This window comes from Streptomyces sp. NBC_01214 (genome assembly GCF_026340975.1).
Lineage (GTDB): Bacteria > Actinomycetota > Actinomycetes > Streptomycetales > Streptomycetaceae > Streptomyces.
Genome location: NZ_JAPEOS010000003.1, coordinates 1,998,658 through 2,020,134, shown reverse-complemented (window position 1 = coordinate 2,020,134; position 21,477 = coordinate 1,998,658). Strand labels below are relative to the sequence as shown.

Genomic DNA, 21,477 nt, shown 5'->3' with positions numbered 1-21,477 from the left:
ACCGGGGCGGTCGCGTACGGATCCTCGGCCAGCTCGGGGCCGACCAGCAGGGCGTCCGTGATCACCCTGTCCTTCCGCGTCGCCTCCTCGGACGGAGAACCCCAGTCCTGCGCGGCCCCCATGGACAGCCCCCAGGCCGCCACCTCCGGATCGCCGCTCCAGTTCGACCTCACGGAGACCCCCGCACTCCCGGCGAGACCCCGAATTTCCGCACGGACCTCGGAGGGCACCCGGGCGATCAGCTCGACATCCCATAGCCGCACCAGCGGCCCGCACCACGGATCAACCGCCACCGCGACGAGGCGCGGCCCGTGCCCGTAGACCGCGGTCACACCCACGTCGGGGTACAGCTGCCAGGACAGTCTGCCGTCTGACGTCTGCGACACCGACACGTCCGCCCCGCCCAACGCCGCCTGAACCTGCTCGGGATCCATACCGAAGCGCAACGGCCCGACCCCCAGCAGCGGTTCGAGCACCCACCGGGCCCGCTCTCCCTGCGGCTTCCTGGTCCACCAACTCATTGACACATCCCCCGATCCCCCTGAACGACCCCCGCCCCCCCCGCCCTCCGGCGATCTCGCCTGCCACCCTAAGCGGCCCCTCTGACAAGGAGGGACAGCCATGACATGGCGACCGGAGACCAAACCGTGTCATGAGCCCATCGCCATCGTGATTCTTGCCGATCGTCGACTGCGGGCCGACGATGCCCAGGGCCGCGTCGTCCCGTCACGAGGGCCCCGCCTACACAACGGCAGCACCACGACGGCACTTGTCATGGCGGCCTCACAAACAGGCAGTCAGAGGGTGTCTAGCGCTTTATTGAGGCTGTTTGAGGCCAGTATGGGCTTGTGGTCGGTTGGGGCTGTTGGGGTTGGTGCGATTCATGATGTGGGAGTGGCTGCCGGGCGAGTGTCTTGCTCTGCCTCCTCCTGTGCAATCCCAAGGCGCCGGGTTTCACGCCGTGTGTTTCGGGCGCCGGTCCGCACACCCGGGCCGGCTGGGTAGCCCAGAATCATGTCTGAACGCCGCCGATACCCGAGCGATCTGTCCGATGCCCGGTGGGAGCTTGTCGAGCCGGTTCTGACCGCGTGGCGGTCCGAGCGCCGTGGCCGCGGCCTAGACATCGGCCGGCCACCCGACCATGACTTGCGCAGTCTGCTTGACACGGTGCTCTACGTGAACCGGACGGGCATTCCGTGGCGCTACCTTCCGCACGACTACCCGCACTGGAACACGGTCTACGCCTACTTCGCGCGCTGGCAGGAAGAGGGCGTCTTCGACCAGCTCAACACGCTCCTGCGACGCCAAGTCCGCAGACAGGAGGGCCGGGAGGAGGAACCGACGGCGTGTGTCATCGACTCGCAGAGCATCAAGACCTCCACCAACGTGCCGGCCTGTGAGCAGGGCATCGACGCCGGCAAGAAGATCGTCGGAAGGAAGCGGAGCATCGTCATCGACACCGTCGGGCTCCTCCTCCAAGTCCTGGTCACCGCTGCGAGCGTGCAGGACTCGATCGCCGGCCAGACTCTCGTCGAACGGGTCGCCGCCGACCATCCCACCGTCCGCAAGACCTGGGTCGACGGAGGCTACCGCCAACACCTCGTCGAGCACGCCGCCACCCTCGGCATCGACATGCACATCGTCCGCCGCGACCCCACCACCAGGGCATTTTCAGTCCTGCCGCGAAGGTGGACCGTCGAGAGAACCCTCGGCTGGCACATGAACCACCGCCGCCTGGCCCGCGACTACGAAGCCCATCCACACCGCTCCGAAGCCATGATCCACCTCGCAATGATCAACCTCATGACCCGCAGACTCACCGCCGAATCCACCCCCAGCTGGCGCGGCGCATGAACCGCCCTCAACCCGGCAATCCGGGATGAAACAACGGGATGAAACGCCCTCTCAGCGTGGCGGCACGGCCGGTGGCCCGGCAAGGCCCACAGAGAACCGAGCGTCCTTGAAGACGAGTGGGCGGACGTGACCGGAATGCCCGCACCGCGCGCTGGTGCGTTCGGCGGGCTGGGCGTGGTGGTGCCGGTGTCACAGCTGGGGGACGTACGGCGCGAGGCCGACGATGAGGATGGACCGTTCGCCCGGCCCTGGCTCGGAGCCCGCGCGGACCGGGCCGACGTAGTGGCTGACCCTGTGGTCGTGGACGGCGTAGCCGTCCAGTGGGTCGGTGAGGGTGAAGGCGGCGTGGATGTCCGTCCACGGGTCCTCGGGCTGGAGGCCCGCGCTGCCCGGTGTGGCGATGACGTTCTGCCCGCCGATGACGTTGGTACGGCTGATCAGGTGGGCGAAGGTGAACGTGCTGGCAGAGCCTCCGTCCTGGTGCAGGCAGTTCGGGGAGGAAACGGCGTCCTGGCCGGGACGGTCGACGCCGAGCCTGATCAGGTGGACGCCGGCCCACAACGGCCGGTTCCCCAGATTCTTCAGGAACAGGACCTGCTCGATGTCCCAGCGCAGGAGTCGCAACAGCAGGGCGTTGCCGCGCAGCGCTTCGGGGATGTCGGGGAGCACGCGACGCTTCTGCGGGTGCTCAGGGTCGTCCTCGCCCTGGGAGAAGTCGGTGACCGTACCGTGTACGGGGTGGGGGGTTCCGGGAATCCAGGACAGTTCGTCCTTCCACGGCAGATACACGGCATGGGAGTACCGGCGGAACCGATTCGTTCCCGGAGCGTACGGATCGGGCGGCAGAGCCGCGAAGACCTCCCGGATCCTGGCCAAGTCCCTCAAGGCGGAGCCGGCCGAGATGCCGAGTTGTGCAGCGCCGTAGCGGGCGAACCCGCGCACGCGCAGACCTTCCATGCCCTCACCAGGAGCCCCCACACCGGAGTGCGATCGGCGCTGGGCCTTTTCCACGTGTTCCTCCAACAGGTCACCACCAGGGCCAGGGCGCCTGCGGCCCGTGCCGGCCATGCGCACGCCTCCCCCGTCATGCCCCGGGCTCGACACGGCCCTGCGAGACGAGGCCACAACCCTTGCGGCGTGCTCGTCGAACGGTCGAGGCTACGGGCTGCCCGGCTGCAGAGCGCCCTACGGGTCGGCAGAGGACGCAAATCCGATCTGCGAGCCCGACCAGAAGATCACCATTCACGAATGGCTTTCCTCAGCTGAAATGAACCGTCCAGGCAACGGTTCAGCCGCCCTCCGGTGCAACCCTCCCCCGGGGCCAGCATGGGATGCGGTAGGCGCAGTGCCTTCGCACGCTAGTTGGCCAGGCTTTGCAGCGATGGATGGCCAGATGGTCCCCATCTCGACGCGGGTGTGCGTGGGTGGTCCCCGGTCATCGGCGGCCGGTGGACAGGATGACGAGGAACTGGCCGCCGCCAGCCTGGATGTCGGCGGTCACCGGCAGCCCTGGTACCAGTCGGGAGAACCGGTCCACCAGCCAATCCGCCGCCTCCTGGGCGTCCTTCCTGGTCGGACAACGGCCCACCATCTCGCGGCCGCCCTTGCGCTCCAGCCTCTCGGCAACGGTGATCAGCGGCGCGGGTTCGACTACGTACAGGCGCTCCGGCCAGGCGATGACCACCTTGACCGCACCCTTGCGGGTATTGCACCCGCGGTGCGCGAGCCGCTCGGCAACCTTGGCCTTCCGGTCAGCGGTCCGGCTGTCGACACTGGGCCCACGCGGGTCGTTCACCGACTCGTCGGGGTCAACCGGTTCGTCACACACCCAGCAGCGCCAGCCATCGCGCTCGGCCACATCATCAAGGAAACTCACCCGAGCAAACTAGCCTGCCCGGCCGCCACCCCGCGCACCAGGACCACGACAACCTCTCAACACCAGCCAACAAGCGCTGCGCCGCCTGGCCAACCAGCGGGCAAAGACACAGGCGCGGCCTTGGCCAGGCTGGCACCCACCGCCGCCGCCGTGCGGTAGATCGCCGTGGCACAGTTCCAGCTCGGCGCGTTGCGACGGCCGTGGGCAAGCCCCCCCGTTCGAGGGGTGGCTTGCCCGCCTCGAACGGGGGGCTTGCCCGGCTGTCAGGAGGTTTGCCCGGGACAGAAGCGGGAGAGCCATCCACTGGCCTTCTGCCCGGGCGTGGCTTGTTCCTGCTCCTCATGGCGCTACCGGGACGGCCAAGCCCCGCGTATGCGGGTGACGTACCGCTGGTCGCATTTCTCGCACAAGGACGGGTTGGACTCATGGAGAGTGCTCCAGCCGCCGCGCTCGATCGCCTTCCGCCGTTCGTCGGTGAGCTGGGCCCCGCATTCGCAACAGACAGAACGGCGGGTCTCACGCTGGAAGTCGTGCCCTCCCCCACGTGCACCGGCTCGTGGTACTCCTGCTTGCCGGCCACTTGGCCTTCGGCGGCGACGGGCCGTTGCTTGCAGCCGTCGCACAAGTGCGGGTGGGTGGTCCTGAGGGACTCCCCAGTCCGTCGCACCGGCGGGGCTTCGGCGAGCAGGTGCCGGGGATGGAACCATCCGTCGCCGTTCATCACGAACACGATCGCGGTGACGACGAGAGCCGCACGGGCGACGTCGACGATTCTGGCTACCCGGGACCGGATCGCGACGGCGGCGGCGACGGCGCCGGCGCCGGCGCCGGCGCGCTCGAGCTTGGCGAGCTCGGGGAACTGGGAGACCCGTTGCATACAGCAGCGCGGGCCGCCGCCCGGTGGGGCGACGGCCCGTGCTCGTGTGCCGTTCAGCGGTCGGTCCGGCTGCGGGTGGGTCATCTCAAGCAGGCTTCGCGGCATGAGGCGCGGCCCGCGGGGTGGTGGGGGTTAGCGGCGACGGCCCCAGGATTCGGTGTCGACGGTGCGGCCGCGGTCGTCGCGCAGGGTGGCGGTGTCGGCGCGGTTGTCCCAGACGTGGTCGCGGCGGTCCTGGAAGAGGTCGGTACGGGTGTCGCGGCCGTTGCCGGTGTGGATACGGATCGTGGCACGGGAGGCGATGCGGACGTTGTCGAAGCGGTAGCGGTTGCCGTCGCTGTCGCGCAGGGTCCAGCCGCGGAGGTTGATGGCGTTGCGGGTGGTGTTGGTGATCTCCACCCACTCGTTGTTCAGGGAGCGGTTCGAGTGGTCGTCGCGTCCGGGGCTGTCGGCCTGGACCCGGCTGATCTCCACCCGCGGCCGCTGGTGGTGACGGTCCCCGTCCGCGGCGGACGCCGGCAGCGCGGCGGCAGAGACGATGGCGCCGGCGGCCAGGACCGTGGCAGCGATACGGCGTACGGAGGAAGAAGCAGAAGACATGGGTGACGCTCCCTCAAGAACAGTGCCCCACCAGCCGAAACAGGATGGTGGAGGCCTTTGCGGTGTCGGCCCGGGGTGAGCCGAGGGCCACACTCTCGACCCGACACGCCCCCCACCGCAGCCCCCACCGACACCAGTTACCAGACGTGGACATATCCGTCACAGTCACCTGCCAGATGCATGCATTCCGCCCGAACGTGCCCCTGACATTCACTGACCGCTACACCCACCCGCACCACAAACCGGACAACGAGGTCGACGCGCTCCGGCGCACCACCGGACGCACCCATTCGCCGCTTCACCCGACCGGAGTAGTTGATCAAGTAACAACCGTTCTGCAGAATTCTTCGCACACCAGTCCGTGACTCGCACACGATTCTCGCCCCGCCCACACCCCCGCCAGCCCAACAACGCATGTAGTTGGACCGGCACGGCCACGCTGCTGTCACGAGCAGCTGAGGAGCACAGCAAAGGGCCGCCACCTGTCGAGGGAGCGGCCCTGACCTTCGGACTGGTCCACGGGGCGGGGGCGAACTCCACGTCCGTGCCGCCGCAGCCGGCCGCGATGTCGAGCAGGTGGTCCCGCTCGGCCTCGTCGACCGCGAGGCCCCAGCGGAGCTTGGTCGCGGTCCACTCGGCGCCGTACCGGCACAGCACATCCGACGCCGGCAGGAACCACTCAGCCAGGTCCCGGTCAGCCCTCAACCGGTTCGAGCGAGCAGTTACCGCCACCAGGGAAGCCGGCTGGCCCTGGTCGTTCGTGTACGCCTCACTCCGCGCCGCCGTCCACCCGGATGCCCCAGCTGGCGGGGAGCGTCGTTCGAACCGCGCGATATTCCCTTTCGGTGGCATGCGGCGGTCCCTGAGCGCCAGCCCGTCTGTACCTGGGGTGCCGCTCGGCGTCGGTGACGAGCTCAGGCAAGGGGGTCCTGCGTCGGGGCCGTGTCAACCGCTCGTGTCGTCACTTGGCTAAGGGATTCAAGCCCACAACCCGTCGTGCATCCGTGCGCCCCTCCCGGCCGTTCCGCTCTATTGCACCGCTATCGCAGTTGCTGAGACGTTGCAGGGCGTGGGGCTGTTCTTTATCTGCACCCACCGTGAAACATCCGCTCCGCCCAGCTCCATGACGTGCGCTGCCCGTCCGATCAACTGCGGTGAAAGGAACCACTGGATGAGGATCAAGCGTCGGCTGCCGTTGTTGTCGGCTCTCAGCGTGGCCTTGCTGATCTCGGGCTGTGGAAGTCCCGCGTCGGACAGACCCGCCTCAGCGGGGTCTGTCGGCGAGGGGTTTCCGGTCACGGTGTCCAACTGCGGTGTGAAGACCACCTACGAGCGGCCTCCGCAGCGGGCGGTGTCGCTGAACCAGCACGCGACCGAGCTGATGCTTGCGCTCGGGCTGGAGAGGTCGATGGTGGGAACCGGCTACCTCGATGACTCGATCCTGCCCGAGTACCAAGCCGCCTTCGGCAAGATCAAGGTCCTGTCCAAGGAGTACCCGTCCGCCGAGGTGCTGCTGGCTGCCGAACCGGACTTCGTCTACGGCGGGTTCGCCACGACCTTCGACGAGAAGGAGGGGCGCAGCCGCGACGCCCTGGCCAAGGTCGGGGTCAACACTCACCTCAACATCGAGGAGTGCCCTGCCGGCCCCGTGACGATGGCGGCGATGGACGAGGAGGTGCGCACCGTCGCGAAGATATTCGGCGTGCCCGACCGGGCCGAGGCGGAAGTGAAGAAGCTCCACGGCACCCTGATTGCCGTCGAGGGCAAGCTCACAGGGGTGCAGCCGGTCAAGCTGTTCGTCTACGACAGCGGAGACAAGACCGCCTTCACCGCGGGCGGCAAGGGCATCGGCAACGAGCTGATCAAACGGGCCGGCGGGGTGAACTTGTTCGCCGACGTGGACAAGGCCTTCGGTGACGTGTCGTTCGAGCAGGTCGCCGAACGGGCCCCCGACGTTGTCGTCATCTACGACTACGGTGACCAGCCCGTCGAGGACAAGAAGAAGTTCCTGCTGGCGAATCCGGCGCTGAAGGACGTGCCGGCGATCAAGAACAAGCGGTTCGCGGTGCTCCCGCTGTCGTCGACGGTCCTCGGCGTACGGGTGCCGTCGGCGGTGGAGTCCCTGGCCCGGCAGATCCACCCGGACCGTTTCCGGTGACCGACCTCCGGCAGGGGGAAATGGAGGCTTCCGGCGCGGTCACCGTGCCGGCTTCAGCCGGTCAAACGGGCTTCCGGCGGCGCGGGATTCCGTACGGCGTCGTGCTCGTGGTCCTGGGCTTCCTCGTGATCGCCGCGGCGACGGCCGGGGTCGCAGTCGGCTCGATCACCGTGCCGGCCGACCAGGTCTGGTCGATCCTGCTGCACCGCCTTCATCCGGGGCTGGCCGAGCAGACCTGGACGCCGGTGCGCGAGACGATCGTGGTCGATGTGCGGCTGCCCCGCATGCTGTTGGCCGGGGTGGTGGGCGCGGGCCTGTCGGTGTCCGGGATGGCGCTGCAGGCCCTGGTCCGCAATCCGCTGGCCGACCCGATGCTGCTCGGGGTGTCCTCGGGTGCCTCGGTCGGAGCGGTGGTCGTCCTCGTCTTCAACGTGACGCTCTTCGGCATGTTCTCCGTACCGGTCGCGACGTTCGGCGGGGCCCTCGCCGCGCTGGTGGCGGTCTACTTCCTCGCCAGGTCCGGCGGGCGGATGACCACCGTGCGCCTGGTGCTCGCGGGCGTGGCGATGGCGGAAGTCCTCTCCGCCGTCGCCAGTTTCCTGGTCGTCACCTCCAGCGAGCCGCAGAAGACCCAGTCGGCGCTGCGGTGGATGCTGGGTGGGCTGGCCGGCACGACCTGGACTACCGTCTGGATCCCCGTCGGGGCGGTCCTGCTCGGGACGGCGGTCCTGCTGGGCGTCTGTCGCCCCCTCAACCTCCTGCTGGCGGGGGAGGAAGCGGCCGCCTCGCTCGGCCTGGACGTCCACCGCTTCCGCGGGACGCTGTTCGTGCTCGTGGCGCTGATGATCGGCACGATCGTCGCGGTGAGCGGCCAGATCGGCTTCGTCGGGCTGATCCTGCCGCACGTGGTGCGCCTCCTCGTGGGCGCCGACCACCGCCGGGCCCTGCCGGCGGCCGCACTGCTCGGGGCGGCGTTCCTCATGGCCGCCGACCTCGCAGCCCGGACGTTCATGAGCCCGGAGGAGATACCCGTGGGCATCCTGACCGCCCTGGTCGGAGGCCCGTTCTTCCTCTGGCTGATGAGGAGGAGGGCACAGTGACGGACAGATCCATGGGCAAGCCCGGCGCCCTCGACGCTGAAGACGTATCGGTCGTCGTGAAAGGCCGAACACTCGTGGACCGGGTGTCCTTGCGCGTGGCGCCGGGGGAGGTGGTGGGGCTCGTCGGCCCCAACGGGGCAGGCAAGTCGACGCTGTTGCGGACGGTCTACCGGGCGCAGCGGCCCGCTGCGGGCAGAGTGCTGCTGGACGGCGAGGACGTCTGGCGGTTACCGGCCAAGCGCCTGGCCCGCCGTCTGGCCGCTGTTCTGCAGGAGACGGCCGGGGATTTCGAGCTCACCGTCTACGACGTCGTGGCCATGGGCCGCACCCCCCACAAGCGTGCCTTCGCCGGCGACGACGCCGGCGACCGCGACATCATCACGGACGCGCTGGCCGAGCTCAACGTCGCGCCCCTGATGCACGCCCCCTTCGACCGGCTCTCCGGCGGGGAGAAACAGCGGGTGCTCATCGCCCGCGCCCTCGCCCAACGCGCGGGCACGATGGTGCTGGACGAGCCCACCAACCACCTGGACCTGCGCCACCAGCTGGACGCGCTCCGGCTCGTCCGCAGGCTCGGCGTCACCGCCGTCATCGCGCTGCACGACCTGAACCTCGCCGCGTCCTTCTGCCACCGGATCTGCGTGATGGACGGCGGCCGCCTCGTTGCCACCGGAACCCCGCAGGAGGTCCTCACGGCCGACCTGCTGGCCGAGGTCTACCGCGTCAACGCCGACGTCGCACCGCACCCCAGGACCGGAATCCCGCAGGTCACCCTGCTGCCCGGTACCGCCCTCCAGGAGAGGAGCGAATTCAGGGCCTGACGCATCGGCGGTCTTTTTCGGGTCCCGCACCGGAACAGCGGGGAATGTTTACAAGGGTTTACCACGGGGTGAATTTGGCGTTCCCTTATTTGGTTGATTTGGTCGTCGCGCTCCGATGCGTGTTCGATCGCGGGCTTGAGGGAGGGGGACGCATGCCGTACCGGTGATGGCGAATCCGTGCTGGTGGCGGGCCCATTGGCAGGCAAGCGAGCCTGCGGAGACGAAGTTGCCTGGGGGCGCGAAGCGCCTCCTGTGGCACAGAATGCGGGCGGTGGAAATTGCGGCCGGATGTGACCCGATGTAATTCTTCTGGCCTGATTCAGGCGCACGTTTTTCTTCCGTCCCCGATTGCCTATTGAAATCCTCGGGATGACGGCTCTAGCTTTATTGCGACCTACTCGCAACTGCATAGATATCGCATCCCAGTGAAATGGTTCCTGTGTCGACCCCGAAGGAGGACACCGAAATGGCACACACCGGTTGGGCCGAGCCCGAGGAACAGCAGGGCCTGAAGTCCCACACCCCGGCCGTGGACGCTCCGTTCGAGTGGCGTGAGGACCACGAGGACGAGTCGACCGAGAGCTGACCGAGCGGCGGGGGACGACGGTACGACGTCGTCCCCCGCCGCGCGCTGACCGGGCCACGGGCGCGGTCGCGTACCGCCCGACCGATGTAGAGGAGTGTGGGCTCCGTGGCAGCACCCGGCCAGGCGGCGAAGCCGGTCGATATCGAGACGGCCGCCGGGCCTGCGCCCGGCTCCCCGCTCGCACTGGTCGACCGGGTCACGCGAGACCGGCCTCGCGTCGAAACGGTTCCGACCTGCGTTTCCTACAGCGCCAGGTTGTCGCCACGGCCGGAGTTCAACCGCTGGTCCGTGGACGCGGTCACCGGAGGCGCCGCGCTCGGCGACCACGAACAGGCGCGCAAGGCCGCAGTCGGCGAAGCCGTCGAGCGGCTCTGCGGCAACGTCGTCCCTGACGTCCTGCCCGTCGTCTCGTACGCAGAACTCGTACGCGTCGGCCGCCCGGCTGTAGATCCGCGGGAGTTCGCTCTGTACTCCCGAACCCAGTACGCCCACCGAGGCTTTCCCTTCGACCCGATGTCGACCGAGCTGCCGATCGCCTGGGTGGCCGGGCGCGACCTGGACGACGGCAGCGAAGTCCTGGTCCCGGCGTCCCTGGCGTACGTGAACTACTTCCGGGGCGCCCACGCGGCCGAGCCCCCGACCAACTACCCGATGCTCGCGGGCACAGCCGCCGGTACGAGCATCGAGCAGGCGCAGCGTTCCGCGCTGGAGGAAGTGCTGGAACGCGACGCCGTCACGCTGTGGTGGACCAGCGGCGCACCAGCCACCCGGCTTGTCCTCGACGTTGAGGGGCCACTGGCCTCCGCACTTGCCGAAGCCAACGCCGCAGGCCTGACGGTGACCTTCCTGCGGGTGCCGTCGACAGTCGATGCCTTGGTCGCCGGGGTGTTCATCGAGGACAAGGACCGGCAGCTGGTCGCCTTCGGCAGCGCCTGCCGCTCGACTGCCGAAGCCGCCGCGGCCAAGGCGTTCACCGAGGCCATCGGCATGCACGAAAGCAGCCTGGAGCTGCTGGAGTACGACAGCGGCTTCTGGCGCGCCGTTCGAGCCGGCCGCGCGGACCACCGCCCGTACCGGCCGTTCCGCCACGACCGCGCCTACCTCAAGGACTTCCGGCCCGACTGGCGCGACGTCAACGACGTACGGCTCCACCCCCAGGTCCATCTCGACCCGGCCATGCAGGATGCCCGCCTGGACCGGCTCCGCGCACCCAGATCGGCTCGCCCGGGAGAGGCGACCGCCGACCTCGGGCCGACTGCCCTGCGCCGGCGACTCTCCGAACAGGGGATGCGCACCATCGCCGTGGACCTGGCGACACCGGAGGTGCGGGCCGCCGGCCTGCACGTCGCCCGCGTCATCGTGCCCGGCCTCTACTGCAACGCCCCGGCGGCATTCCCCTTCCTCGGCGGCCGACGGCTCTACGAGGAGCCGCTCGCCCGGGGCTGGCTGCCCCGGCCCCTCACCGAGAGTGACCTGGTCCGTCATCCGCTGCCGTTCTCCTGACGGCTCCGCGCGACCTGATCGACACCCCCCTTCGTCCCTTACGGCACTAGAGAGTGGAGTGACTGCATGCGTCTCGGGCTGGCCCTGGGCTATGGCGGAGAACCCATTGAGAACGTGCTCCCGATCGTCGAGCGGGCCGAGCAGATCGGCGTCGACTCGGTGTGGAGCGTGGAGGAGTACGGACCGGACGCCGTGAGCGTGCTCGGCTACCTGGCGGCCAGGACCGAACGGATCAAGCTCGGCACGGCCATCATGCAGATCCCGGCCCGCACCCCCGCCGCCACCGCGATGACCGCCATGACCCTCGACGTCCTGTCCGCCGGCCGCTTCCACCTCGGCCTCGGCCTCTCCGTGCCGTGGATCGTCGAGGGCTGGCACGGCCAGCCGTACGACAAGCCGCTGCGGCGGACCCGCGAGTACGTGGACATCGTCCGCCAGGCCGTCGCGAACAGCAGCCGGGTCGCCCACGACGGGCAGGTCTACCAGGTCCCCTACCGCGGGCCCGGCTCCAGCGGACAGGCCCGCCCGGTGAAGGCGGACATGAAGCCGCTCCGCCCCCACATCCCGCTCTACCTGGGCGCGATCGGCCCCCAGAACGTGGCGCTGGCCGGAGAGATCGCGGACGGCTGGCTGGCCGGCATGTACGCCCCCGAACACGAGGCCGCGCTGACCCGCCCCCTGGACGAAGGAATCGCCCGAGCCGGTCGCGCGCCCGATGATGTCAAGATCTGTCCGATCCTCTACGTCGCCCGCGCCGACACCATGGAGGAAGGCCGCGACAAACTGCGGCCCCTGTTCGCCCACCTGATCGGTGCGGTCGGGGCGGGGGCGCGCAATACGTACTTCGACATCGCCTGCCACATGGGCTACGAAGGCCCCGCGCACACCATCCGTGAACTGTTCGCCGAGGGCCGCAAGGCCGAGGCCGTAACAGCCGTCCCCGACACGCTGCTCGACGAAGTGGCCCTGACCGGGCCCCTCCCGGCCATCATCGACAGGATCCTGGCCTGGAAGGACTCGCGCGTGGACACCCTCATCCTGCTCGACCGCGACATCGAGCTGCTGGAAGCCGCCCAGGCCGCTCTGTGAACGAACCCGCCCGCCCGACGGTGCGCCGAGCCTGGGCCCTGACATACCCGTTGCTGATCGCCGGCCTGACGCAGATCGTCGTCAACGTCGTCGACACGGCCATGCTCGCCCGGCTGTCCACCGGTGCCTTGAGCGCCTTCGCGCTGGCCGCCCCCGTCTACCTCGTCGCCCTGATCGTCGTACGCGGCTGGGCGACCGCCGTCCAGGTCCAGGTCGCCCAACGCCACGGCGCGGGGCGGCCGGACGAGGTGGCCGGGACGGTGAGGGTCGGGCTGACCGTCTCGGTCGGGGCCGGCGCGGTGGTCGGTGTGCTGCTGTACGTCACGGCCGCGCCGGCCCTGGCGCTGCTGGGCGCCCCGGACGAACTGATCGGGCCCGGAGCCACCTACCTGCGCGTGATGGCGTTCGCGGTGCCGTTCGCCGCCGTCTCGTTCACCCTCCAAGGAGCCTGCGCGGGGATCGGGGCCACACGGGTCTCGATGTACACCGCCCTGCTCATCAACGTGGTCAACCTGCCCCTCGGCCTGCTCCTGATCTTCCGGGCCGACCTCGGCGTCACCGGCGCGGCCCTGGCGACCCTGGCCGCGACGGCCGCCGGAGCCGGCTACGTGGCCGCATACAGCCGGACCTGCCTACCGCAGTACAGCAAGACAGCGGACAAGCCGGTCGGCGTCACCGGGAAGCTGTGGCGCATCGGGTGGCCGGAGATGAGCACGTCAGGTATCGGCTACCTCAACGAAGCACTGCTGGCCGGGTTCGCCGCCCGCATGAGCACGCAGGACCTGGCGGCCTACCGCATCGTCGACAACCTCATCCTGGTGACCTTCACCTTCCTCAGCTCGGCCGCCGCGGCCGTCATGATCCTGGCCGGACAGGAACTGGGCCGCGACAACGTCGAGGGTGCGACGGCCTGGCACCGTACCGGCCTCCGGCTCATGCTGATCATGGTCGCCGTTCCCTCCGCGGTAGCTCTGGCCTTCGGCCGCCCGCTGATCTCCCTGGTCACGGACGACCCCCAGGTCATCGACCGCGCCTGGGCCGCGACACCACTGGCCTTGCTGAGCCTCGCCCCCTTCGTCGTGGCCATGTCCCACGCCGCCCTGCTGCGCGCCGCCGGCGACACCCGAGCGGTCATGTTCGCCTCCGTGACCAGCGACTACCTCCTGCTCATCCCGCTCGGCTGGCTCCTCGGCGTCCACGCCGGCCTCGGCCTGCCGGGCATCTACCTCGCCTGGATCGCCTTCGGCCTGCTGTACGTGGCCTTGCTCCAGCTGCGCTACCGACGCCGATTCGCCGGCGCAGCAGGTCCGTCTCCTGCCCCGGCGGCGGCATCGGCAGACGGTTGATCGGCACTCCTTGGGCTGCTCGACAATGACGCGCAGCCTGAGGAGGTCAGTTCGGTGAGAGGCGTCTTCTTCGCGGCTGGCGTGTCGGCAGCCTCGGGGAAGCTGGTGGCGAGCCGGGGTAGGGCGGCGAGCGCGAGGGCGGGAAGGCCGCGCGGCATCAGCTTGGTGATCATGATCCGGTTTGTAGCCGGGCCTGCTCCGGGTGGGAGGGAGTCGTGGGGCAACTCACCCCGCTGGGTGGCCGTTTTCGTCGAAGAAACGATCACGACCCGGACGATGGTCGTCTGGCCGCGAGGGCGCGCTGGCGTGCTTGGAGGTGGGGGGTCCCGTCGGTTGCGGCTCGGCGGCGCCGTTGCAGCGCGGTGATGACGTGGAGCCCGAGGAACGGGGCCAGGACCGCGGGCTGCATCTCCTCGGCGAGCTGGGATCAGGGCGGTCGCGCGGGAGCGACGGATGGGGATGCCGTGTCTGGTCAGGGACCGGGCGAAGGAGCTGGCGGAGCGGTGGGTTCCCGGCCGACTGCCGGGCGCCGCGAAGCTCGCACTCGAGCCGGGCCTTCCCCCGACCTCGTCGGCGGACGTCGGCTACCGGGCCGACGACCGCGAGGTCGCCGGTCACGCCGACGGGCTGGTGTGGGTGCGGATCCTCGGCAGCAGCGAGCACGCCCCGCTCTTCGGCGGTGGGCCGGTCCGGGTTGGCTACGGGCCCAGGTGGAGAAGGCGTTCAAGGGTGCGCCGCCGGCGCCTCGGTGACGGTGAGCGTCATGTGCGCGGACGGCGACAGGACCCGGATGTCCGAAGGCCGGTCCTACGTGATCGCCTTGACACACGGTGCCCAGGAGGAGGCCCAGGAGCGTCGCCTGGCCGCCACCGACCAGATCACCGCCGCGATCACCCCACACGCTGAGCTCCACGTGATCGTGATCAGGCGCGACGACTTCTACCCCCAACAGGCCGCCCTCGCGCCCAAACTGCTCGAAGCGGCCATGCCGGGTCTGCTCAACGTCCCGAGCACACTTGGCCAGGACGGCCTGCTGGACGTCATTACCCTGCCCGCCCTGAAGGCCGGCGCCCACCTCGAGCAGGGCCTGCCCGAACGCATCACAAGCATCGATGCTGGAGATCTTCTGGGACACCTCCGGCGCCGCGTTCGAGCAGAACCTCGGCGCAGCGCAGGCCTGCTACGAGCTCCATGGAACGCTAGGCCACGCCGCGGAACACGGCGGTCCTCGACGTCGCGATCGGGCAGTGCCTCAGGACAACGCAGCCGCTGCCTCGCGCACCAGGCGCTCCGCCGCCGTCCAGTCCGCCGGACCGACCGGCGGCTCGTAGCACTCCCGTACGCGACGAGCTCGCCGTCGAGGAGCAGGCCGCCGGGCGCTGCCCGGCGGTCGCCACCAGGACCGGCCGCTGCGGTCCTGGAGCAGCGCCCCTTGCCGGCCTTCTGTCGTTACCCATACCCATTCCCGCCGGCCGCACCACGCCCTAGACTGCGACCGCTCCAAAACCTGGCGATCATCAGGAGGGCGCGCAAGATGAACCGAGCACTGATCAGCGCATGTGCGGCCGTGACGTTAGTCGTGTCCGGTGGAAGTGCCGCCACCGCTTCCGACGGCGCTCCGCCGCGCACCACGCACGGCCCTTGCCAGTACGTACAGACCCCGGACGAGCCGCCCGCGCGTCATGTCCCGCTGCCGCCTGACCCGCGGCGCACCCCTAGCCATGGCACGGTTGACCTGGCTGTTCCGACCAGCCAGGGTCCGCTCCCGCTGCGTTTGGACCGGGCCAAGGCGCCGTGCACGGTCCAGAGTTTCCTGCACCTGGCACGGCATGGGTTCTACGACCGGACGGTGTGCCACCGTCTGACGGCGTATCCGACGCTGAAGGTCCTGCAGTGCGGCGACCCGACCGGTACCGGTGAGGGAGGGCCCGGGTACAAGTACAAGGACGAGCTTCCGGTGGATTTGCCACCCGCACCGACCGATCCGACCGGCGCGCGCCGCTTGTACGGGCGCGGCCTGCTCGCGATGGCCAACGCCGGTCCGGACACGAACGGCTCACAGTTCTTCGTGGTCTACGGCGACTCCGCACTGCGTCCGAACTACACGGTGTTCGGCACGGTCGGCCCCGACGGCCTGGCAACGCTCGACAAAACCGCCGCCGGAGGAATCGAGCCGACCGCGGAGGACCCGGCACCGGTCGACGGCACACCCGTGCTGCGGACCGAGCTGCTCCGCGTCCGGCCGTCCTGCCGGCATTGACTCCCCGCGGCCCGCGCCGAAGCCGCGGCCGCTGCCGCAAAGCCTGCCGACCTCGTCCTGGGCGCTGCGGTGGCCTCTGCCCGGGGTGCCCGCGCCCCGGGCGACCACCGACTTCCCTGATCCGCAGCTGGAGCGGGGGTTGGCAGACGTGGACGAGGAGTTGGTCCTCGATTCGAAGGCCGGCAACAGCCGTTGGTTTGCACACTGGACCACTCACTGGAAGAGCCGGCAGAACGCGCCGGCTGAGGTGTGCGTAGCTCTCGGAGGGAACGGCGGACTGCGGCAGGGCCACGTCGAGGAGCGCGTCATGGGCGCACTGCGGATAGCTGCCGCTGCCCTCGTCGCCGACCTGCAAGTCGGACACAGCCGACTGGACAAGCCGGCCCGTCACGGCCGAGCCGTCCGCGCCGCCTTCGGCTTGTCCCACCAACTCCTGCCTGACGGCCAGGCCCGACTGTTTCGCCCGCTGCCCCTCAACCCTGGTTTTGATTTGTCCACCGAAGCCGCCTCCCATCTCAGCGACGCCAGCCCTGACCAGGTCGAAGCCGTCCTTCAGCGTCTCGCGGGCGCCCACCTCATCGAACTCGGCACGGTCTGGGGCCGTGTCGTCACCCACGGCTACACCCATGCCATGGCCGATCAACGTGACATGGCCTTGTCCCGCCTGGTTGCCCACTACCGAAACACCGTCCAAGCCGCCCACGCCCGGTTGCAGCGCCCTGGCTGGCCGTCGAAGAGGACCGGGGCATCAGGGTGGTTGCGGCCTCCGAACCATTCGGATGTCCTCGTCTGCTCGCGCGCGCCGACCAAGGAGATCTCGTCGGCGAACCCGCCGCTGCGGTAGTGCCTGGCTCGCCGGTCGAAGCCCTCGGGCCCTTCAACTCCGCCTATGGAAACGAATTGATGCAGAACTTCCGCTGGCGTGGTCCATGGCGCGGCACAGGTGGAAGCGGGAACCGTTCACGCGTGGATGTGTGTCTCCGAGCACACAGCGACACGTGTCCGGGCGAGTCCCGGCTCGATCCTCAGGGGGGATCTTGACTTCATCGCACCGTGGAAGACTGCGTGCACTGGCCGCTGGCGGCGTACTGGCCCTGGCCGTCAGCGCCCTGACCGCCGCCCCGAGCAGCGCTGCCCCGCAGCCCGGCACAGCCAACTCCGCCACCGTCCAGCCATTAGCCGGCCCGGCGGCGGATTCGGTCTCCGAGGCCGCTCCGGGCGGGGATCGCAAGTACCCGAGCGTCGTCCTGCCCGGCCGCGCCACGGGGCCAGCGCCGCTGGCCGCCGCCAAGCCGCGGCACGACGTCGACGGCGACGGCATCAGCGACATGATCGTCATGGAGTACGACCAGACCACGGCCGTCTACCTGTCGTCGATCTCGTCCTGGAGCGAATACACGATCCACAAGACCGACCCCGACCCCAGCGCCTCGTTCAAGGACCTGCTGCCGGTGGGCGACGTGGGCGGCACCACCAAGGCCGAACTGCTCTCGCTCTCCTTCGACGGCGTGCTCACGCTCTACGAGGCCGGCCTGACGAGCACGTCGGCGCCGCTGTGGTCGGGCCGCGGCTGGCAGATCTACAACCGCGTCATGGCCACCGGTGATCTGACCGGGGACCGCCACCCCGACCTGCTGGCCCGCGACTATGCCGGCGACCTGTGGCTGTACACCGGCACCGGCAGCGTCAGCAAACCCTTCAACGGCCGGGTCAAGGTCGACACGGGCTGGGGGATCTACGACCAGCTGGTCGGGGCCAGCGACGTCGACGGCGACGGCCTGGGCGACGTCCTCACCCGTACGCTGAGCGGTGAGTTGTGGTTCCACAAGGGGGCCGGCAGCGCCACCGCCCCGCTCAAAGCCCGCGTCAAGGTCGGCAACGGCTGGAACGCGTACAACGTGATCACCGGCTCGGACGACGGCGACGGCGACGGCCTGAGCGACCTGCTCGCCCGCGACCGCGACGGCGTGGAGTACTGGTTCAAGTCGGTCGGTGGCGGCCGGTTCGCCGCACCCGCGTACTTCGGCAGTGGCTATGAACTGAACAAGTTCATCGTCGGCGCGGGCACCACGTCGCTCTACGGCAAGGCACAGAACCTCGGCACCGAGGCGGACAACGACCTCGCCAAGTACAGCGCCCTGGCCAACGGCGACTACCGGACGCCGCCGATCTGGGCCGGCAAGGAGACGCCCGGATCCCGCACCGCGTACGCCACCGGGCTCAACAGCCGCAACCACGCGACGTACGTACAGAACATCGGCAGCGACCTGTACATCCAGAACGAGCGGGTCAGCACGACGTGGAACTACACCGTGACGGTCGGCCCCGGTGACCTTACCGGCGACGGCAAGGGCGACCTCCTCAGCCGCGACTCCGGCGGCACCCTGTGGCTCCACCCCGGCGACGGTGCGCTGGTCACCAAATTCGGCGCGCGCATCAAGGTCGGCACCGGCTGGAACGGCTACGACGCGCTCGTCGGCGCGGGCGACTACTCCGGCGACGGGCGGCCCGACCTGCTCGCCCGGGACACCTCCGGCCGCCTGTTCCTCTTCAAGGGGACGGGCACGGCCACCGCGCCGTTCGCCGCCCGGGAGCAGGTCGGCAGCGGCTTCGACCAGTACGACAAGCTGTTCGTCCCGGGTGACATCGACGGCGACAGCAAGGGCGACCTACTCTGCCGACTCCCGAACGGCGTCGTGTACCGGTACTCCTCGACGGGCAAGACCGGCACCGCGACCTTCGCCGCCCGGGTGAAGTTCGGCACCGGTTGGGACCTCTATAGGAACATCGTCTGAAATTCTGCGGCCGCCCGGTCGCGCAGCAGCGATGGTACGGGCCCGTCTACCGGCACCAAGCCCGGCTGGAACGGGCCCGTATCGGGCTGCTGGAGACCCTTGATGCCCGCCTGGCCCAGGCCCACGGCGGGGAACTGGGCCACCTGGACTTCCTCCAGGTCCTGTGTCAGGACGAGATCACCCGCCGAGAGACCGTCGCCTTACAGCGATGCCTGAGCCGGACGAAGTTCGAGCAGCAGGGTGCCCGCGCGCCTCGCACCGGCCAGCACCACCGTTGCGGCCGGCAGGCTCAAGGACAAGGCGACGGTCTCACGCCCGGCCCGGTCGGCCCACAGGTCGCACGCGGCGCCGCCGTCCCCGCCAGCACGGCGCTGCCTGCCCCTCATCACCACTGCTCCCTCTGTCCAGCGCCTACCGGCCGCGTCCCGCACCCCTGGTGGACGCGGCCTGTTGCCGGTGGGTGGGGACGGCGGCTGCGACCGGGGCCGGCACACCGGGGGCCACGGTGGGGGTGATGGTGGAGCGGGAGCGGGCCGCCATCGGGGAGACCCACAGCCGGGGCCATGTGAGGCTCCCGGTCAGGGCCCGTGGCACCCCAAGCGCTTCCCTGAGCGGGGCAAGGCGCTCGACGGCAACGGTTTTTGGGGCGAAGTCGCACCCTACCGGCTCGGCCGCCGGTGCCTAAGAAGTCATCTCATTTGGCGAGTCGGCGGTAGCAGATGAGGGTGCAGGCGATGCTGGTGAAGGCGAGGAAGTGCTCGGCCTTGCGTTCGTAGCGGCGGTGGAGTCGGCGACAGCCGGCGAGCCAGGCCATGGTTCGTTCTATGGTCCAGCGGTGACGTCCGAGCCGCTGCGAGGGCTCGATGCCCTTGCGGGCGATGCGGTGTGTGATGCCGCGCTGACGTAACCATTTCCGCAGGTGGGCGTAGTCATAGCCCTTGTCTGCATGGAGCTTGCCGGGCTTGCGCCGTCGGCGTCCACGGCGGGAACGGATGGGCGGTATGCCGCGGACGAGGGGTTCAAGTGCCTGGCTGTCGTGCACGTTCGCCCCTGAGATACCGACGGACAAGGGCAGACCGGTCCGCTCGGTGATCAAGTGGATCTTCGAGCCGTACTTGCCCCGGTCGACAGGATTCGGACCCGTCAGGTCCCCCTTTTCAGGGCCCGCATGTTCACCGAGTCGATCGCGCAGCGGGACCAGTCCAGCTCACCTTGGGCGCCGAGCTCGTCAAGGACGAGGCGGTGCAGCTTGGCCCAGACCCGTGCCTTCGTCCACTCGGTGAAACGCCGGTGGGCTGTCGCCCCCGACGGCCCGAACGACGCCTTCGGCAACTGCTGCCATGTGCAGCCCGACGTGGCCACGAACATGATCGCGGCCAGCACTTCCCGATCACTGTGCCGACGCCGGCCACCGCCCTGCGGCCGCGAAGGCGCCTCCGGCACAACCCGTTGGAACAACATCCACAACTCATCCGGCACCAGCCGCTCAACGATCCCCGCCACGGCCGCCAGCCTATCCAACTCACCAAATGAGATGACGTCAAGTCAGCATGCCGCGGTCCCTCGGCTTTGAAGCCATCCCCCCATCGGCGAGCCAGACCAGACCCTCGGGTATCGCATCAGATGTCATTTCGCCTGTTTGCGGTGACGGACCAGAGCGGCACCCCGACCCGGTAGCGCCATCCGCCCGGTCCAGCGGCGCTCATGGAGCCCGGCCCTGACCTCCTGGCCGTCGGGGAGCGTGAGCCACACCAAAGGCGGGACTGCGGGATCAGACATGCAGGCCGACGTGATGGGCGGCGTGAGAATGACGTGGCCCTTCGTCACTCGTGTCAGCACCAGTGCGTCACGGCCTGTCCGTGTGAACTACCAGGTCGCTGGGGCTACACCGCTGACTGCCAGCTGACGGATCTCCCCTGACACTCCCCCGCAGAGCATCACGTGCCTCCGGTGCTTGGTCGACTTCGGCGCCGGGTGGACCTCGGGAGCGAGCATGCGCCAGGCGTTGACGCTGTAGCGGGCGAGGATGCGGGTGGAGAACTGCTCGCGGACCTCCGGGCCCCCGAGCGCGCGGGCGGTCGCGGACTGCGCGACCAGCAGGACGTGCATGCGCAGCTGACGGCCCATGTAGAGGATCTCGTTGGGAGCTGTCCGGCGGATCATGCGCTAGCGGGCCGTGTTGCTGTACTCCGACGGTGCGGGCATCCGGAGTGCGGCGTAAATCACTCACGGCTTGTCTCCGTTCCAGGCCATTCCCGCCCTGGCTCTGCTTGGCTGGTGGCTCTGACGATCACAGGAGGTTGATACGTATGGCGCTCACACACTGGGGGTTCATCTACACGGCGGACGGCAGCGCGGCAGGTGGCGATTTCAGCGTCGTGGACACGGGTACGTGCCGCAGTGTGTTCGTCGGGGTAGCGAAGCCCGAGGAGTGCATCGAGGCCGCGCGCCGCCTGGTGGGCGAGGGAGTGCAGCTGATTGAACTGTGCGGGGGATTCGGGCCGGTATGGGCCGGGCGTGTGATCGAGGCGATCAACGGCGCCGTCCCCGTGGGCGCGGTTGGCTACGGACCCGAAGCGGTCGATCAGGTGCATGCGATTTTCTCGTGACGG

At 69.3% G+C, this 21,477-nt stretch carries 17 protein-coding genes; 11 read left to right on the top strand and 6 right to left on the bottom strand.

Annotated features, from left to right (window positions below):
* Positions 1-1,014: 1,014 nt before the first annotated feature.
* Entirely contained in the window at positions 1,015-1,854 is an 840-nt protein-coding gene (locus OG594_RS45870) for an IS5 family transposase (protein ID WP_266608635.1), read from the top strand.
* A 189-nt stretch (positions 1,855-2,043) separates the two neighbouring features.
* On the opposite strand, the gene OG594_RS45865 is transcribed toward OG594_RS45870, so the two are convergent.
* The 3 genes from OG594_RS45865 to OG594_RS45855 all read right to left on the bottom strand — a co-directional run bounded on the left by OG594_RS45865 (position 2,044) and on the right by OG594_RS45855 (position 5,207).
* Entirely contained in the window at positions 2,044-2,811 is a 768-nt protein-coding gene (locus OG594_RS45865; protein ID WP_266608634.1) for a 2OG-Fe dioxygenase family protein, read from the bottom strand.
* A gap of 478 nt (positions 2,812-3,289) precedes the next feature.
* Complete coding sequence (locus OG594_RS45860) at positions 3,290-3,730, bottom strand: hypothetical protein (RefSeq protein ID WP_266608620.1); 441 nt, start codon at positions 3,728-3,730, stop codon at positions 3,290-3,292.
* Positions 3,731-4,739: 1,009 nt separating this feature from the next.
* A complete protein-coding gene (locus tag OG594_RS45855; protein ID WP_266608618.1) occupies positions 4,740-5,207 on the bottom strand; it encodes a lamin tail domain-containing protein in 468 nt (155 codons plus the stop codon).
* Between the two features lie 1,171 nt (positions 5,208-6,378).
* Between OG594_RS45855 and OG594_RS45845 the strand changes: the two genes are divergently transcribed.
* The 9 genes from OG594_RS45845 (at position 6,379) to OG594_RS45805 (ending at position 18,865) form a co-directional block, all read left to right on the top strand.
* Positions 6,379-7,365, top strand: a complete 987-nt coding sequence (locus OG594_RS45845; RefSeq protein WP_266608617.1) for an ABC transporter substrate-binding protein — start codon at positions 6,379-6,381, stop codon at positions 7,363-7,365.
* A gap of 20 nt (positions 7,366-7,385) precedes the next feature.
* Complete coding sequence (locus tag OG594_RS45840; protein WP_266608911.1) at positions 7,386-8,465, top strand: iron ABC transporter permease; 1,080 nt, start codon at positions 7,386-7,388, stop codon at positions 8,463-8,465.
* Positions 8,466-8,476: 11 nt separating this feature from the next.
* Positions 8,477-9,286, top strand: a complete 810-nt coding sequence (locus OG594_RS45835; RefSeq protein WP_266608910.1) for an ABC transporter ATP-binding protein — start codon at positions 8,477-8,479, stop codon at positions 9,284-9,286.
* A gap of 691 nt (positions 9,287-9,977) precedes the next feature.
* Positions 9,978-11,375, top strand: a complete 1,398-nt coding sequence (locus tag OG594_RS45830; RefSeq protein WP_266608615.1) for a YcaO-like family protein — start codon at positions 9,978-9,980, stop codon at positions 11,373-11,375.
* A gap of 66 nt (positions 11,376-11,441) precedes the next feature.
* Complete coding sequence (locus OG594_RS45825) at positions 11,442-12,464, top strand: LLM class F420-dependent oxidoreductase (protein WP_266608613.1); 1,023 nt, start codon at positions 11,442-11,444, stop codon at positions 12,462-12,464.
* Positions 12,461-13,810, top strand: a complete 1,350-nt coding sequence (locus OG594_RS45820) for an MATE family efflux transporter (protein WP_266608611.1) — start codon at positions 12,461-12,463, stop codon at positions 13,808-13,810. Before OG594_RS45825 ends, OG594_RS45820 begins: the two co-directional genes overlap by 4 nt.
* Positions 13,811-14,573: 763 nt before the next feature.
* Complete coding sequence (locus OG594_RS47315) at positions 14,574-16,070, top strand: peptidylprolyl isomerase (RefSeq protein WP_323185479.1); 1,497 nt, start codon at positions 14,574-14,576, stop codon at positions 16,068-16,070.
* A 148-nt stretch (positions 16,071-16,218) separates the two neighbouring features.
* Positions 16,219-16,914 carry a hypothetical protein gene (locus OG594_RS45810; RefSeq protein ID WP_266608610.1) on the top strand — a complete coding sequence of 232 codons (696 nt, stop codon included), beginning with the start codon at positions 16,219-16,221 and terminating at the stop codon, positions 16,912-16,914.
* A gap of 193 nt (positions 16,915-17,107) precedes the next feature.
* Entirely contained in the window at positions 17,108-18,865 is a 1,758-nt protein-coding gene (locus OG594_RS45805; RefSeq protein ID WP_266608608.1) for a VCBS repeat-containing protein, read from the top strand.
* A gap of 200 nt (positions 18,866-19,065) precedes the next feature.
* On the opposite strand, the gene OG594_RS45800 is transcribed toward OG594_RS45805, so the two are convergent.
* The 3 genes from OG594_RS45800 to OG594_RS45790 form a co-directional block, all read right to left on the bottom strand.
* Positions 19,066-19,251, bottom strand: a complete 186-nt coding sequence (locus OG594_RS45800; RefSeq protein WP_266608607.1) for a hypothetical protein — start codon at positions 19,249-19,251, stop codon at positions 19,066-19,068.
* 308 nt (positions 19,252-19,559) lie between these two features.
* Positions 19,560-20,326 (bottom strand): IS5 family transposase gene (locus OG594_RS45795; protein WP_266608769.1). Its coding sequence is split into 2 segments (ribosomal slippage): positions 19,560-20,020 and positions 20,020-20,326, totalling 768 coding nucleotides; the frame shifts between segments, so codons are not numbered across the junction.
* A 405-nt stretch (positions 20,327-20,731) separates the two neighbouring features.
* Positions 20,732-21,028, bottom strand: a complete 297-nt coding sequence (locus OG594_RS45790) for a hypothetical protein (protein WP_266608605.1) — start codon at positions 21,026-21,028, stop codon at positions 20,732-20,734.
* Positions 21,029-21,174: 146 nt separating this feature from the next.
* On the opposite strand from OG594_RS45790, the gene OG594_RS45785 reads away from it, so the two are divergent.
* Positions 21,175-21,474 carry a DUF6506 family protein gene (locus tag OG594_RS45785; RefSeq protein WP_266608604.1) on the top strand — a complete coding sequence of 100 codons (300 nt, stop codon included), beginning with the start codon at positions 21,175-21,177 and terminating at the stop codon, positions 21,472-21,474.
* Positions 21,475-21,477: the final 3 nt, after the last annotated feature.